Annotated in this window: 12 protein-coding genes, 2 tRNA genes and 1 pseudogene; 6 read left to right on the top strand and 9 right to left on the bottom strand. The window is 62.3% G+C overall.

All coding sequences use genetic code 11. The annotated features are described in order from the left end of the window. The first annotated feature begins 25 nt into the window (after positions 1-25). The 3 genes from ACFRJ9_RS18110 to ACFRJ9_RS18100 all read left to right on the top strand — a co-directional run bounded on the left by ACFRJ9_RS18110 (position 26) and on the right by ACFRJ9_RS18100 (position 2,121). Complete coding sequence (locus ACFRJ9_RS18110; RefSeq protein WP_377670744.1) at positions 26-493, top strand: tRNA (cytidine(34)-2'-O)-methyltransferase; 468 nt, start codon at positions 26-28, stop codon at positions 491-493. 76 nt (positions 494-569) lie between these two features. Then, positions 570-1,286, top strand: a complete 717-nt coding sequence (gene sigK / locus ACFRJ9_RS18105; protein WP_377670741.1) for an ECF RNA polymerase sigma factor SigK — start codon at positions 570-572, stop codon at positions 1,284-1,286. A 1-nt stretch (position 1,287) separates the two neighbouring features. After that, entirely contained in the window at positions 1,288-2,121 is an 834-nt protein-coding gene (locus tag ACFRJ9_RS18100; RefSeq protein WP_377670738.1) for an anti-sigma factor domain-containing protein, read from the top strand. A gap of 80 nt (positions 2,122-2,201) precedes the next feature. Here ACFRJ9_RS18100 and ACFRJ9_RS18095 read toward each other — a convergent pair whose 3' ends face one another. From ACFRJ9_RS18095 to ACFRJ9_RS18070, 6 genes are all read right to left on the bottom strand, one after another. Beyond that, a complete protein-coding gene (locus tag ACFRJ9_RS18095; RefSeq protein ID WP_377670735.1) occupies positions 2,202-3,605 on the bottom strand; it encodes a gluconate:H+ symporter in 1,404 nt (467 codons plus the stop codon). Next, a complete protein-coding gene (locus tag ACFRJ9_RS18090; RefSeq protein WP_377670732.1) occupies positions 3,602-4,147 on the bottom strand; it encodes a gluconokinase in 546 nt (181 codons plus the stop codon). Before ACFRJ9_RS18090 ends, ACFRJ9_RS18095 begins: the two co-directional genes overlap by 4 nt. 74 nt (positions 4,148-4,221) lie before the next feature. Continuing rightward, positions 4,222-5,001 carry a PIG-L deacetylase family protein gene (locus ACFRJ9_RS18085; protein ID WP_377670730.1) on the bottom strand — a complete coding sequence of 260 codons (780 nt, stop codon included), beginning with the start codon at positions 4,999-5,001 and terminating at the stop codon, positions 4,222-4,224. Between the two features lie 5 nt (positions 5,002-5,006). Then, a complete protein-coding gene (locus tag ACFRJ9_RS18080) occupies positions 5,007-5,960 on the bottom strand; it encodes an electron transfer flavoprotein subunit alpha/FixB family protein (RefSeq protein ID WP_377670727.1) in 954 nt (317 codons plus the stop codon). A gap of 13 nt (positions 5,961-5,973) precedes the next feature. Then, positions 5,974-6,777 carry an electron transfer flavoprotein subunit beta/FixA family protein gene (locus ACFRJ9_RS18075; protein WP_377670724.1) on the bottom strand — a complete coding sequence of 268 codons (804 nt, stop codon included), beginning with the start codon at positions 6,775-6,777 and terminating at the stop codon, positions 5,974-5,976. Between the two features lie 232 nt (positions 6,778-7,009). Then, positions 7,010-8,671 (bottom strand): trypsin-like peptidase domain-containing protein, encoded by a 1,662-nt coding sequence (locus ACFRJ9_RS18070; RefSeq protein WP_377670722.1) that lies wholly within the window; start codon positions 8,669-8,671, stop codon positions 7,010-7,012. Between the two features lie 322 nt (positions 8,672-8,993). Here ACFRJ9_RS18070 and ACFRJ9_RS18065 point away from each other — a divergent pair, with 322 nt between their 5' ends. After that, positions 8,994-11,057 (top strand): TPM domain-containing protein, encoded by a 2,064-nt coding sequence (locus tag ACFRJ9_RS18065; protein ID WP_377670720.1) that lies wholly within the window; start codon positions 8,994-8,996, stop codon positions 11,055-11,057. Between the two features lie 100 nt (positions 11,058-11,157). Continuing rightward, a complete protein-coding gene (locus ACFRJ9_RS18060; protein ID WP_377670719.1) occupies positions 11,158-11,946 on the top strand; it encodes a PspA/IM30 family protein in 789 nt (262 codons plus the stop codon). 117 nt (positions 11,947-12,063) lie between these two features. On the opposite strand, the gene ACFRJ9_RS18055 is transcribed toward ACFRJ9_RS18060, so the two are convergent. The 3 genes from ACFRJ9_RS18055 to ACFRJ9_RS18045 form a co-directional block, all read right to left on the bottom strand. Continuing rightward, positions 12,064-12,837, bottom strand: a complete 774-nt coding sequence (locus tag ACFRJ9_RS18055; protein WP_377670717.1) for a GntR family transcriptional regulator — start codon at positions 12,835-12,837, stop codon at positions 12,064-12,066. Positions 12,838-12,961: 124 nt separating this feature from the next. Further along, positions 12,962-13,035 (bottom strand) — tRNA-Met (locus ACFRJ9_RS18050). Between the two features lie 167 nt (positions 13,036-13,202). Next, positions 13,203-13,276, bottom strand: a tRNA-Met gene (locus ACFRJ9_RS18045). Positions 13,277-13,718: 442 nt separating this feature from the next. Here ACFRJ9_RS18045 and ACFRJ9_RS18040 point away from each other — a divergent pair. Next, positions 13,719-13,924: pseudogene (locus ACFRJ9_RS18040) on the top strand (IS110 family transposase); the annotation flags it as partial.

Below are 13,924 nucleotides of genomic sequence, written 5' to 3'. Positions count from 1 at the left end.
TGCCCCGGCTGGATAGGATGGAACAGTGTTCCGCATCCTCTTCCACACTCCAGAAATCCCGGGCAATACGGGCAACGCCATCCGTTTGGCAGCCATCACCGGAGCCGAGCTTCATTTGGTGGAGCCCCTCGGTTTCGACTTTTCCGACGCCAAGCTGCGCCGTGCCGGCCTGGATTACCACGACCTCGCGGTAGTCACAGTCCACAAGGACATCGATTCCGCCTGGACTGTTCTGCAGCCGGAGCGTGTTTTCGCCTTCACCTCGGACGGCGAGACTTCCTACACGGATGTCAGCTACAGGCCAGGAGACGTCCTGATGTTCGGCCCGGAATCCGTAGGCCTCCCGGACTGGCTCAAGCAGGATCCACATGTCACGGCGCGAGTACGCCTGCCCATGCTGCCTTCACTGCGCTCGCTGAACCTGGCAAATGCCGCATCGATCGCCGTTTTTGAAGCGTGGCGACAGAACGGATTTGCCGGCGCAAAGGTGTAGCCATCCACGGCCGCCACAGCACCGAATACCTTGTGCAGGGAAAATCCTGCCTTGGAAATTCGTTGAGGGAGCCTACGTGAGTGCGCTGGAGACCAGGGTGATGGCCATTGACCGCTGCACCGCCGCGCCCGCAACACAATACGGTCGTGGTGCCGGTTTCAAACGGGACGACATATGCTGGACGGTGATGGACATCCCCAACAATCCCGGCCCACCGGTCTTCGAGGCCTCCGGCACTGCGACAGACCTGAACTCGCAGTTGACCGGGCTGCTTGAACTCGTGGCCGCACGCGACCAACAGGCTTTCGCCGAGTTCTATCGCCTGACCTCGCGGCGCGTCTTTGGCATGGCCAGACGTGTCCTGATTGATCCCGACCTCAGCGAGGACGCCACCCAGGAAGTCTTCATCCAGGTGTGGCAGGGCGCGTCGAAATTCGATCGAGCCGCCGGCAGCCCTCTTGCGTGGCTCATGACCATCGCCCACCGCCGCGCCATTGACCGCGTCCGGGCCGTGCAGGCGGCGACCGATCGCGAAGCCAGGTATGGGGCAGCCAGCCAAGACCCGGACCGCGACCTCGTCGCGGAGGAGGCCGACACCAATCTGGAAGCCGAAGCCGTCAGCCGGTGCCTCGGTACGCTGACGGACACCCAACGCGAATCGGTCCGCCTCGCCTACTATGGCGGCCTGACGTACAGGGAGGTCGCCGAGCATCTCGGCGCGGCCGTCCCAACCATCAAGTCCCGCATCCGCGATGGACTGCTGCGCCTGAAGACCTGCCTGGGGGTGGGTTGATATGAGTGAAAACACCGGTGGAGGCTTTATCCGCAGAATGTTCGCCAACGACATCGCTACCGACCTGGCCGAGGGACGCGTCCTCGAGCTGGCCGAAATCTATGCCTTGGACGCTTTGAGCGACGACGAACGGGCCATGATCGATCACTACATCGAGGATGCCCCGGAAGGACCGGAGTTCCTGGAGCGGGTCCGCCAAGCACGCGAAACACTCGCCGTCAGCTTTGCACCCGAACACGAACCTCCCGCGGAGCTCTTCGACAACATCATGGCGCGCATCTCCACGGAAGATACAAGCCAGCCTGCTGATGAGGCAGCCAACCTCGCTCCTTCGGGTCCCGTCGTCGACGAACTTGCCGCCGCCAGGACCAAACGAGACGAAAGCCGCCGCTCCAGTGGCGCCCGGCGCTGGCTCGTGGGAGCTGCGGCCGCCGCAGTGATCGCCCTTGGCGGTATCGGAGTCGGCGCCTACGTCTCGGCGCAGAACGATCCCGTGAACCAGGTCCTGCAGGCTCAAGACGTCCAAAAGAAGTCCGCACCCGTTCCCGGTGGTGGGACGGCAACCATCTCCGCGTCGTCCGCCAAAGACTCATTCGTGGTCCTGATGGACGGGGTTGCCCCCGCACCCAACGGAAAGGTCTACCAATTGTGGACTTTGCCCAAGGATGGCTCGGCCCCGGTTCCGCAGGGCACCATGGACGCTGAGACGCTGTCCAAACCCGCAGTGGTGAAGGGCTTGTCTGCCGCTTCATCGGTGGCCATCACTGTGGAACCAGCCGGCGGATCAAGCGCGCCGACGACGGCGCCGGTCCTGGTGGTCGCGTTGACCGCCTGACCCCAGCGACTTAACGACGACGGCGGCCGAACCACGCAAGTGGAACGGCCGCCGTCGTCGTTGGTTCTGGCGTTCGGTAGCTAAACCACCAGGGAGAGCAACATCACGAACCCGAATCCAACCACGGAAATCAACGTTTCCATGACCGACCAGGTCTTGAAAGTCTGCCCGACAGTGAGTCCGAATAGCTCCTTGACCAGCCAGAATCCGGCATCGTTGACGTGGGACAGGAACAACGAACCAGCTCCGATGGCCAGCGCGAGCAACGCCGCGTGGGTCGGGCTCAGGCTGCTGGCCAAGGGGGCCACGATGCCCGCTGCGGTCACCGTGGCAACCGTCGCGGATCCTGTTGCAAGGCGTAGGGCCACCGCCACGATGAACCCGAGCACCAGGACCGACATGCTGGCGCCCTCAGCCCACTTCTTGACGGCATCGCCCACGCCGGCTCCGATCAAGGTCTGCTTGAAACCTCCGCCCGCGCCGACAATCAGGAGGATCGCCGCGATGGGACCCAAGCTGGCCCCCAACTTTGCGGTGATCTTGCTGCCGGTGAAGCCAACTGTGTACCCGAAGGTCACCATGGCAGCTAGCACCGCAAGTGTCATGGCTACCAGCGGCTGGCCAACAAAGTCGAGGAATACCTTGATGCCGGGAGCGGTGGCTGCATCCGGCCAGATGATCCCGCCCAAGGCCTTCAACAACATGAGAACCACAGGGAAGATGATCGTCAGGAGGGTCACCAGGAAGGAGGGCTGACGCTTGACGTCGCTGAGATCGGCACTGTGACGGGTATCGATGCCGCCAGCCACTGCGGGAGCGTCGACGGGAACCCAGCGTGCCGCCAGCCTGGAGAAGAGCGGACCACAGATGATGACTGTGGGAATAGCCACGAGGATACCCAGACCAAGGGTGGTCCCAAGTTCAGCTTTCACCGCGCTGATGGCGATGAGTGGTCCGGGATGCGGCGGCACCAAGCCATGAAGCACTGACAAACCGGCCAGCGCGGGAATCGCGATGCGCATCAGCTTCATCTTGGATCTTTGTGTCACCAGGACGATCACTGGAAGGAGAAGAACAAGCCCGATTTCGAAGAACATCGGTAATCCGATGATCACTGCCACCAGGGTGATCATCCACACCAGTTTGTTGCCGCTCGCCTTGGCCAGCAGCGTGTCCACCACGCGGTTGGCACCCCCGGAGTCGGCCAGCAATTTGCCGAGCATGGCACCCAAGGCGATCAGGAGCCCGACTTCCTTGAGTACCCCTCCCACACCGTCCTCGAAGTTGGTGACAACCTTGCCCAGTTCAACCTCTGAGGCAAGACCGACGAAGGCCGAGCCCAGGATGAGTGCCAGGAACGGATGGAACTTCAGCTTCGCAATCAGGACCACAATCAGGGCGATGCCCAGCGCTGCCACCACGAGCAACCGCGTGTCATGCGTCGTCCAGGCCTGTACTTCCGTGGCAGTTTCCAGTGCGATCACTGAGCAGTTGCTTCGGAGCCGGCACCGGCGGGACGCAGCCCAAGCCGTTCAATGACTTCGTCCGCTTCCTCTGCGGGCGAGGCCGAAACGCACAGGGAAATGTGGTTTTCCTCTTCCGTGGGTTCCTCGAGGGCGTCGAACTGCGATTCCAGAAGCGACGGCGGCATGAAGTGACCGTGCCTGGATGCCAGGCGGTCGGAAATCTTGTCCTTGCTTCCCTGCAGGAAGACGAATACAACCCCTTCGCCGCGGAGTACGTCGCGGTACTTCTTTTTCAGTGCAGAGCACGTGATGATCGCGGGAGTCCCGGCATCGGCCCGTTCCCGGATCCAATCCGAAATGATGCCAAGCCAAGGCCAGCGGTCCTCATCACTGAGGGCTTGCCCTGAGTGCATCTTGGCCACATTCGCTTCTGGATGAAGGTCGTCGCCTTCGGCGAGGTCCCAGCCCAATTTGCCTGCAAGAACGCCGGCCACGGTCGATTTTCCAGAACCGGAGACTCCCATAATCACCAGTACGGGTTGTTGCGCAGTCTTCGCCATCAAAGTCTGCCTTCCTCGAATAAATATGATTTAACCGAGATCAAGCATATGACACGGGTTACACCACGGCAACGTCAGAAGCCGGCGATGGTGGTGGACCCGTTGACCGAGACGACGTGGAAGTACTCGGCACTTGTCCCGGCAGGCAGGCCGGCGCGCTCCCCGTTGGCCAGCATCAGGCCCCTGACCACACGCTCCATGCCCTCAATATCCGGGTGCTGGCTCGCATGGACCCGAATGGCGTCAAGCTTGGCCTCGACGTGGCCAGCGACATCCACGAAGTGGTTTTCCCTGGACTCCGGGCTGGAGATAAACCACAGCCACGGCAGCTTATAGGCCTCAAGTCCGGCTTCGGCCAGTTCAGGGTAGGCGAACGGATTCTCCACGGCCGGATACACCGCCCGGGTTACAGCTTCGCCTGCCGCTAGATGGTCAGGGTGGCTCTTCTGGAGGCGGTCCCAGTTCCTTTCCGGGTGCATGGTCAGCACGATGTCCGGCCGGATTTCCCGGATCAGCTTTACTACCTGCTTCATGACGGAATGTGTCGGTTCCAGGTATCCGTCGCGCTCGTGGAGGTAGTGGATGTCAGTGACACCCACCAAGGCAGCTGCCCGCTTTTGTTCCTCTGCCCGCAGCTCGATGATCCGTTCCCGATCCACGGGATCGAAGCCGCCGGCGTCGCCGTCGGTCATGATGCAGTAGCTGACCTGGACGCCTGCAGCCGTCCAGGCCGCGATGGTCCCCGCGGCACCAAAGTCGATGTCGTCAGGATGGGCAGTAAAACAAAGCACCCGCTCGACGCGCTCCGTAGAGGTGTCGAACGGGCTCTTTGCTGACGCGACGTCAGTAAGCAAAGGGATCAGCCTTTCCGCTTCTTGATTTCGGCCGTCGCCTGTGGGAGCACCTTGAAGAGGTCACCGATGATGCCGTAGTCCGCGATCTCAAACACGGGCGACTCGGCGTCCTTGTTGATGGCAACGATCACCTTGGAGGTCTGCATTCCGGCCTTCTGCTGAATGGCACCGGAAATGCCGGCGGAGATGTACAACTGGGGCGAGACCGTGACGCCGGTCTGGCCAACCTGAGCGTCGTGTCCGATCCAGCCGGCATCGGTTGCAGCGCGAGAAGCACCCACGGCAGCACCCAGCACGTCCGCAAGTTCTTCAACAGGACCGAAATCTCCGTCGACACCACGTCCGCCGGCTACGACAATCCTGGCTTCGCTGAGCTCCGGACGTCCGCTCGCGGGCTTCTCAGTACGGGCAGAAATGCGTGCCGAGTTCGCTACGGCATCAGCAGGGACGTCAACTGTGGCCGTTGCCGGTGCCGACGCGGTACCAGCCGCTACAGGTTCCACGTTGTTTGCCTTGACCGAGAACACGGTCACCGGTGTTGTTGCCTTGGCCGTGGTGTTGTATGAGCCGGCCAGAACAGACTTATGAGCGGTACCGTCTTCGTCCACGCCCACAACATCGGTGATCACGCCTGCGTTCAGCTTGATGCCCAGCCTGCCCGCAATTTCCTTGCCCTCCGCCGAGTTGTCGAGGAGAACAGCGGTTGCGCCGGAAGCCTCCACAGCTGCAGCGAGATAGGCCGCCTTCGGCCCCACGAGGTACTCGTCGAGGTTTCCGAGCGACGGCTGGAAGATCGTGGAGGCACCGAAGGCACCCAAGGTGGCCGCGACGTCGTCGTTCAGCTCTCCCGTGAAGGCGACGGCCGTCTCCCCCAGCGAACGGGCGATGGTCAGGAGTTCCAGGCTGCTCTTCTTGAGCGCCGCTCCCGGGTTGTCAATAAAAACAAGTGCATTTGCCATGGTTGGAATCCCCTTAGAGCAGCTTCTGTGCGGCAAGGAAGTCGGCCAGCTTGATGCCGGCGTCGCCTTCGTCGGTGATGATGGTGCCTGCGGTGCGCGCCGGGCGGGCCGCGGCGGACTCCACCACCGTCCACGAGCCGGCAAGTCCTACCTGCGAGGGTTCCACTCCGATGTCAGCAAGCGTCAGGGAAGCGATCTTCTTCTTCTTCGCGGCCAGGATGCCCTTGAAGTTGGGGTATCGCGGCTCGTTGATCTGGTCCGTGACCGAAACAACAGCAGGCAGCTGTGCTTCCACGGTCTCCGAAAAGTGGCCGGCGTCCCGGCGTCCCACCACGGTGCCGCCGGAGATCTCCAGGCTGGAGGCAAAAGTCACCTGCGGGACTGACAACCGCTCAGCGAGCTGGGCCGGAACCAGTGAGGTCTCACCATCAGTGGAAGCCATGCCGGTCAGGACAAGGTCCACCGGACCTCCGTCCGCCGAGATATAGCGGATGGCAGCAGCCAGCGCCAAGGAGGTCGCAGCAGCATCGGAACCGGCCAAAGCGTCATCGCTGAGGTGGACGCCCGAGTAGGCGCCGATCTGGAGCGACTTCTTGACGGCGTTGACGGCACCTGCCGGGCCCATGCTCAGGGCGATGACCTCGTTGCCTGCTTTGGGGCCGCCACGCTCTTCCGCCAGCTGCAACGCTGCCTCAAGGGCGTACTCATCGAGTTCGGACAAGATGCTCTCGTCACGGTCGGTTGTGTTGCCGGGTCCGGTGATGTGCCGGTCGAACTGGGCGTCCGGGACGTGCTTGACCAGAACGACAATCTTCAATGTCTCTTCCACTGTCTTCGAAGCAGCCTTCCATGCTTGTGAACGGCCAACCGCAGCAGCGTGGCCGTGAATTGCCCAGCGCGTGGGCTCGTCCTAGCTAAGCATATTGCCCGCAGAAAACCACTCCCCGCGTTAACCCCTGTTTCAATCGCTGCCGCCACGCCGGGAACAGCACGACGGCGGGCCGCACCTGTGAGGTGCCGCCCGCCGTCGGTTGTTGATCCTGAGCGTCCTACTGCTGTGCAGCGTCGAGGGTGACCTCAACCTCCTGCGATTGGCCGCCGCGCTGGATAGTCACCTTGACCTTGGCGCCTGCCGGCTGTTCGCGGACCGCTGCCGTCAACTGGTTGGGATCGCTCACCGAATAGTCGCCGAACTTGGTGACGACGTCGCCAACCTTGATCCCCGCTTTGGCAGCTGCTGAACCTGTGGTCACCGATGCCACCTCCGCACCAACCGAGAAACTGGAGTCGCTGCCGGTGGACGACTTGGCCCGTACGGAAACGCCGAACTGTCCGTGGCTGGCCTTACCGGTGTCGATAATCTCCTGGGCCACACGTTTTGCATGGTTGATGGGAATGCTGAATCCCACACCGATGTTGCCGCTCGAGGAATCCGAAGTACCGCTGCCGGCGGATGCAATGGCGACGTTGACACCAATTATCTCGCCCTTGCTGTTGACCAGCGCGCCGCCGGAGTTCCCCGGGTTGATGGCCGCGTCAGTCTGGATCACATTGATGGAAATCGATCCTTCGTTGGCTGTGGCCTGGCTCTGGCCGCCCCCGGGAGGGGCGAACTGGAAGCCCTGGTCACCGCCCTGGGAACTATCGGTTCCCTCCTTCGGAGCCGCCGAAGAAGCCACGCTGATAGTGCGGTTAAGCGTCGAGACGATTCCGTCGGTCACCGTGCCGGTGAGGCCAAGTGGCGAGCCAATGGCGACGGCGGTGTCCCCGACGTTGATCTTGGATGAGTCACCCAGAGTGGCAGGAACGAGCCCCGAGGTGTCGTCAACCTTGATGACGGCGAGGTCGGACAGAGGGTCCGTTCCCACGACGGTGGCCTTGAGGACCTTGCCGTCACTGGTGCGAACTTCGATAGCAGCGTTGGACGTAGCGCCGTCCAAGGTCACCACGTGGGTGTTGGTCAGGATATGTCCCTGGTCATCGATGATGATGCCGGAACCCGTTCCACCTTCGCTGCCGCTGGTTGCCTTGATGGTCACAACGCTGGGTGAGGCCTTGGCTGCCGCAGCGGTAATAACGTTGACATCGTCTTTGTTGTTCACGATGACGGTGCTGGACTGGTTGCCGGTGGAGGCCACGGGAGTCTGGTTGTCCCAGAGCATATTGCTGCCGGCCACCACGCCTCCGCCAATCAAACCCGCCGCCAGCATGCTCGCGACAAGGGTGCCCACTCCGAAAGCCGGCTTGCGCTTGGTCGCTACCTGCGAAGAATGACCCGGCGCGTGCTGCATCCCCGGGCCCTGCTGGAAACCAGGCTGTCCTGCCGACGCATTCTGGAAGTGAGCTCCCGAGGCATGCGCCGCTGGATTCTGTCCGCCGCCATAGAAGGGCTGGTGGTTGGGGTAGCTCGGATGTTGCGGTGCTTCCTGCTGGTGGGCTCCGCCGTATGGGTGGGGCTGTGCGGGCTGGGGCTGCGTTGCCGGCGGCTGCGCGGCGTGAGGCTGCGTTGCCTGGGGCTGCGTTGCCTGGGGCTGGAAGGCCGGCAAGGGAGTGGTGGCATGAGTGCCGTCGCGGTTGCCTGACTCGTCACCGGAGTTCCATGCACGCTGCTCCGGGGCGGCGGGAGCATCGTTGTGTATTCCGGCCGGATCCCGCGGCTCGGACGGCTCGCGGTTCTCTGGTGCATTGCCCTGCGCTGGGTTCTCCGTCATGGGTCTTCCTTTCATCCTCGTCTTCCTCAACTATGTACCTGTTTACTGGAACAAAAGCGGACGTTCGCTGGGAGCTTCCTGAAAGCCACGAATGGAGTCGAACGTACGTTACGAAGGCGCCTCAACGCCCCAACGTTCCAGCTTTCTCCTATATTTCGCTGGTGGCATATTCACCCCTGTGGACTGGCCATGGGGTGCACCATAGAATCAAGAGGAATTGCCACAGCGACCTGCGGCTTTACACACCATGCGTGGGGGCGCTGAGCATTCTGTGACGATTGGTACGCCTTGTTCCAGTCGCAGACGTGCTGAAGGGTTGCACATGCGGTCAATATTTAAACGCGTACTCGCCGGGATTGGCGTGGCTGGACTGTTGGCCCTCCCGGCCACCGCCGCCTGGGCTGCTGATCCGGTGACAATACCGTCCGGCCAAAATATCGTCGATGATGCCAATGTACTGGGCAGCCGCAAGGGCGAAGTCCAGGAAGCCATCCAAAAAACGCTTAAGGATCACAAGTACAACCTGTATGTGGTGACGGTTGACTCGTTCGAGAACCCCAGCGCCCCAGCAGAGTGGACAAGCGCCGTAGCCACCAAAAAGGGCATGGGCAAGGCGGATGCCATTCTCGCGATCTCCACTGCCGGGCAATACAACTTCGTCCTTAACTCTGCGAGTCCCATCTACTCCAAGCAGTCGAACATCACTCAAAATGCCGTCGTAGCCAACCTTGCCGGAGGCAAGAAGGATTACGCACAGGCAGCGATTGATACGGCCGCCGCCATCGGCGACGCCGCCGGCGGAGGCAGCGGGACCGTACCCAGCGGCAATGCCGGCGTCGGAGTCCTCGTCGGGGTTGGCGTAGTAGCCGCAGGTGGCGCCGGTACCTACCTGTACCTGCGCAACCGCCGCAAGAAGGGCAGCAGCCAGGCAACAAGCACGAGCTATGGTCCCCAAGGCGAGCAGCTTGATCCCCTCGCGGGCCTGAGCATCCCGGAACTGCGCCAGAAGAGCGGTTCGCTGTTGATCGAGGCGGACGACGCCATCAAATCCAGCGAGCAGGAACTTGGCTTCGCCCAGGCACAGTACGGCGATTCCGCCATCGGCAACTTCACCAAGGCGCTGCAGGAAGCCAAGGGGCACATGACGGAATCCTTCAAGCTTCAGCAGCAACTCGATGACCACATCCCTGACACCGAGGAGCAGCAGCGGAGTTGGCTCGGCGAGATCATCCGCCGTTCCGAGGCAGCGCTTGCATCTCTGCGCGACCAGAAAGCGGATTTCGATTCCCTTCGCGAGCTGGAGAAGAACGCTCCCCAGGCACTCGCGGCAGTAACGGCAGGGGCCCATGAGGCCGACGCAAAGATCGCCAGCGCCGAGCAATCCCTTGAGGGCCTGCGCGTCAAGTACGCCGAATCTGCGCTGACGCAAGTATCGGACAATATTCTCCAAGCCAAGGAACGTCTGGCTTTCGTGCAGAACGCTGCAGCAACGGCGCAGGAGAAGCTGGCGGTCAGCGAGAACAGCCTGGCCGCCGTTGCTGTCCGCGCGGCAGAGGAAAGCCTGCACCAGACCAACGTGCTGATCGACGCCATAGCCAAGACAGCCGGCAGCCTCGATGAGGCGCGCTCTTCACTGGAAAGCGCAGTAGCCGAAACCAGCCAGGACCTTGCCCAGGCACGGGCCATGATTCAGTCTGGCGAGCATCCGGAGCTTGCTGGTCCCGTAGCCGGCGTCGAAGCCGCACTGGCACAGGTCAAGGCGGAGATCCAGGGCGGCAAGATCGACCCCATTGCGACGTTGGCACGTGTCTCGTCGGCCCATCAGGCGTTGGATCAGTCCCTGTCGGGTATCCGGGATCAGCAGGAGCAGGCCCGGCGGGCGCAGGCTTCCCTGCAACAGACCATCATGGCTGCCCAGTCACAGATCAGCGCTACGTCCGACTACATTACGGCCCGTCGTGGCGGTGTAGGCACCGAAGCCCGTACACGATTGGCCGAGGCCCAGCGCAACCTCGACTACGCCCTGTCCATCTCCCGCAATGATCCTGTAACCGCACTGACCTACGCGCAGCAGGCCCACGCGCTGGCTGCTCAGGCGGCGCAGCTTGCCCAGGCGGACGTCGACCACTTCGGCTATGCGGACCAAGGTTACGACCGTGGCGGAATGTTCGGCGGAGGTAGCGGCGGCGGCGGAGGTCTCGGTGGCGCCATCCTCGGTGGCATCCTCATCAACTCAATCCTGAACGGCGGCGGCGGCGGTTGGGGCGGCGGCCATAACGACGGCGGTGGCGGCGGCGGCTTCTTCGGCGGCGGCGGCGACTCGGGCGGCGGAGATTGGGGCGGCGGAGGCGGCGACTTCGGCGGCGGCGACTCCGGCAGCTTCTAGCCCAAACAGACTAGGTGGGGTCCATGCCCCATGTAGAAGCGGTACAACAACTGATCACTGATTTCAGTGGGCACCACTGAGCAGGACGAAAGGCAACACCATGGTTAAGCAGTCCATTTTCGGTCGGATCTCGCAGCTCGCCAAGGCAAACATCAACGCCTTGCTGGACCAGGCTGAGGACCCGCAGAAGATGCTGGACCAGATGGTCCGCGACTACACGAACAACATTGCCGAGGCCGAGTCTGCCGTGGCCCAGACCATCGGTAATCTTCGGATGCTTCAGGCGGATTACAACGAAGACATCAAGAACGCCCAGGACTGGGGTAACAAGGCCTTGGCCGCCTCACGCAAAGCCGATGAGTACCGCTCGGCAGGCGACCCCAGTGATGCCGAGAAGTTCGACAACCTTGCCAAGGTGGCCATTCAGCGCCAGATGACAGCCGAGTCGGAGGCACGAACTGCTGAACCGAGCATCGCTTCCCAGACAGAGGTTGTGGACAAGCTCAAGACCGGGCTTGACCAGATGAAGAACAAGCTCAATCAGCTCACGGCCAAGCGCAACGAGCTTGTAGCCCGCTCCAAGACGGCCGCCGCGCAGTCCCAGGTACACGATGCCCTCAAGAGCATCGACATCATGGATCCCACCAGCGAAGTGGGCCGTTTCGAAGAGAAGATCCGCCGCGAAGAAGCGAAGGTCCTGGGCCAGCAGGAGCTCGCCAGCTCCAGCCTTGATGCCCAGTTCAACCAGCTGGAAGACCTTGGCGAGCAGACTGAAATCGAAGCCCGCCTTGCCGCCCTCAAGTCCGGCGGCTCCAAGCCTGCCATCGGTGCAGGAGCTTCGGCCTCCAACGGTGTAACCGTTGACGAAGCTGACTTCGACAAGCTCTAGGAAAACACCGGGCCGACGGCCCATGACGTACCGCTGAACCATGGAAGTGGCCGGTCCCTTGCGGGGCCGGCCACTTTTGCTCCCGGCCAACCCACCTGCCGTGCAGGACGCCTAAGGCTATTGACCAGGGCTGGCATCCGTTGCCACCTCGGCGCGGATCTCAAAGCCTTTGGGGTGGAAGTACGTCACGGTGCACTCCAACACCTCGCCGTGGGGCCCCAGGGTGGTCCTCTCCAGACGCGGAACCATCGCGAATCCCCGCACGTTCAGTGCGTCCGCCAGGTGCTCGGGTGGGGCATGCATGGTGACGGTGATCTCAGCGCGCTGGAGAGGCTTGGATGTCCGGTCCTGGATTACCTGGTAAATGGAGTTCCGTTCCGCGTCGGCAAGGCTGATGTGGCGGCCAATATGGGACGGAATGAAGATTTCCGCAATGGCGTACGGCCATCCGGCGCTTGAATATGAGCGGCGTATCACCAAGACAAGGTTGTCATCGGACACCAGCTTCGCGGGGACGCTTTTGTCCTTCTCCATCCACTTGTATTCGATGAGGCCTTTGACGGTCTTCATTCCCGCGGCCGTGAACGTTTCCATGAACGGCGCCAGGCGGTTCAGCAGCTTTCCCGGGCGCTGGGCCATGACGAACGTACCTTTGCCCTGCCTGCGGACGAGCAGGCCCTTCACGACGAGCGTTTCGATGGCTTTGCGGACAGTTGTGCGGCTGATTCCGTACTGGTCCATCAGGGACTCTTCAGTGGGTATCCGCGACCCGGGCTCAAGGCGGTTGACTTGATCCGTGAGGACGTCGGCCACCTGCTGATAGACGGCTATCGGGCTATCCCTCTGGAGTACTTGGCGATCAAGGCCATGGTTGGAGTCTTCGTTGACCATGTGACCTTCCCAGTGATGTTTGTGCGTGCCGCCAATCCGGATTCGATGCTAGCACCGGCAGGGGCGTCGCCAGGTTAAACAAAAGATCCGGACCAGTGAATACTGATCCGGATCTTTTCTCCAGTTGCGGGGACAGGATTTGAACCTGTGACCTCTGGGTTATGAGCCCAGCGAGCTACCGAACTGCTCCACCCCGCGTCGCAAGATCAACTCTACCGCACCTTCGAGGGTGCTTTTGACCAATCGCGGCCAAGGTGCCGCAGATCACGTCCGCTGCCCAAGGCGCGGGGCCGAGTCCCCCATCGGCGATTTCGGGCAAAACAAAAGGTCCGGATCAGTTTGACTGATCCGGACCTTTTCTCCAGTTGCGGGGACAGGATTTGAACCTGTGACCTCTGGGTTATGAGCCCAGCGAGCTACCGAACTGCTCCACCCCGCGTCGCAAGAACAACATTACCGTCCGGTGAATGGCAGACCAAATCCTGACGACGTGATGTGCGTCTCCCCTACGTGAAAGGGCCTGTGCCCGCCCCGGTTCGGGCGGGCACAGGCCCTTTCAGGAACAAGCAGGGGTTAGACGATATGAAGTGAGGGCGTTAGGTCCCTGCCCGTCCGGTGCGGCCCATTGTCGCCGGGCGGCCGCGCAGCGCCGGCCTGGCATGGGGCGTGTCCCTGGTGCCGGGGGCGGCGCTGCGGGGCCTGTGGCCCGGCGGAATCGGCCCTTGTCCGGGCGGGCTGGGAACGGCCCCGGGACGGTGGCGTGAGGGCCGGGGCCTTCTGTGTCACAGATCCGTGGGTTGCCAGTGACGGTGCTCTTGGATTGTTGGTCCGTGGGGCGGTGCAATGGTAGTGCCACATGTGAGTTTTGGGAGGTCCCGGCTATGTTTGAGCGTACTTTCATCGGGCTCGATGTTCACGCGGTTTCCGTTGTTGGCTGTGCGCTGAGCCCGGATACCGGCGAGCTGGTGCACGCGAAGATGGACTCCGACCCCGCGGTGGTGCTGGAGTGGATCCGCCGCTGCGAACCGCCTGTGAAGGCGGTGTATGAATCCGGCCCGACCGGATACGTCCTGGCCCGGTATCTGCG

Origin of the sequence: Paenarthrobacter sp. NPDC056912 (assembly GCF_042786555.1) — a bacterium.
Classification (GTDB): domain Bacteria; phylum Actinomycetota; class Actinomycetes; order Actinomycetales; family Micrococcaceae; genus Arthrobacter.
Note: the sequence above shows the minus strand (reverse complement) of the source record. Positions and strands in the feature narration are given on the sequence as shown.

Bases quoted from the DNA above. Each gene is read 5' to 3' on its own strand.
- ACFRJ9_RS18065 (WP_377670720.1), top strand. From the start codon at position 8,994: ATGCGGTCAATATTTAAACGCGTACTCGCCGGGATTGGCGTGGCTGGA.
- ACFRJ9_RS18060 (WP_377670719.1), top strand. From the start codon at position 11,158: ATGGTTAAGCAGTCCATTTTCGGTCGGATCTCGCAGCTCGCCAAGGCA.
- ACFRJ9_RS18090 (WP_377670732.1), bottom strand. From the start codon at position 4,147: ATGGCGAAGACTGCGCAACAACCCGTACTGGTGATTATGGGAGTCTCC.
- ACFRJ9_RS18080 (WP_377670727.1), bottom strand. From the start codon at position 5,960: ATGGCAAATGCACTTGTTTTTATTGACAACCCGGGAGCGGCGCTCAAG.
- ACFRJ9_RS18070 (WP_377670722.1), bottom strand. From the start codon at position 8,671: ATGACGGAGAACCCAGCGCAGGGCAATGCACCAGAGAACCGCGAGCCG.
- ACFRJ9_RS18100 (WP_377670738.1), top strand. From the start codon at position 1,288: ATGAGTGAAAACACCGGTGGAGGCTTTATCCGCAGAATGTTCGCCAAC.
- ACFRJ9_RS18055 (WP_377670717.1), bottom strand. From the start codon at position 12,837: ATGGTCAACGAAGACTCCAACCATGGCCTTGATCGCCAAGTACTCCAG.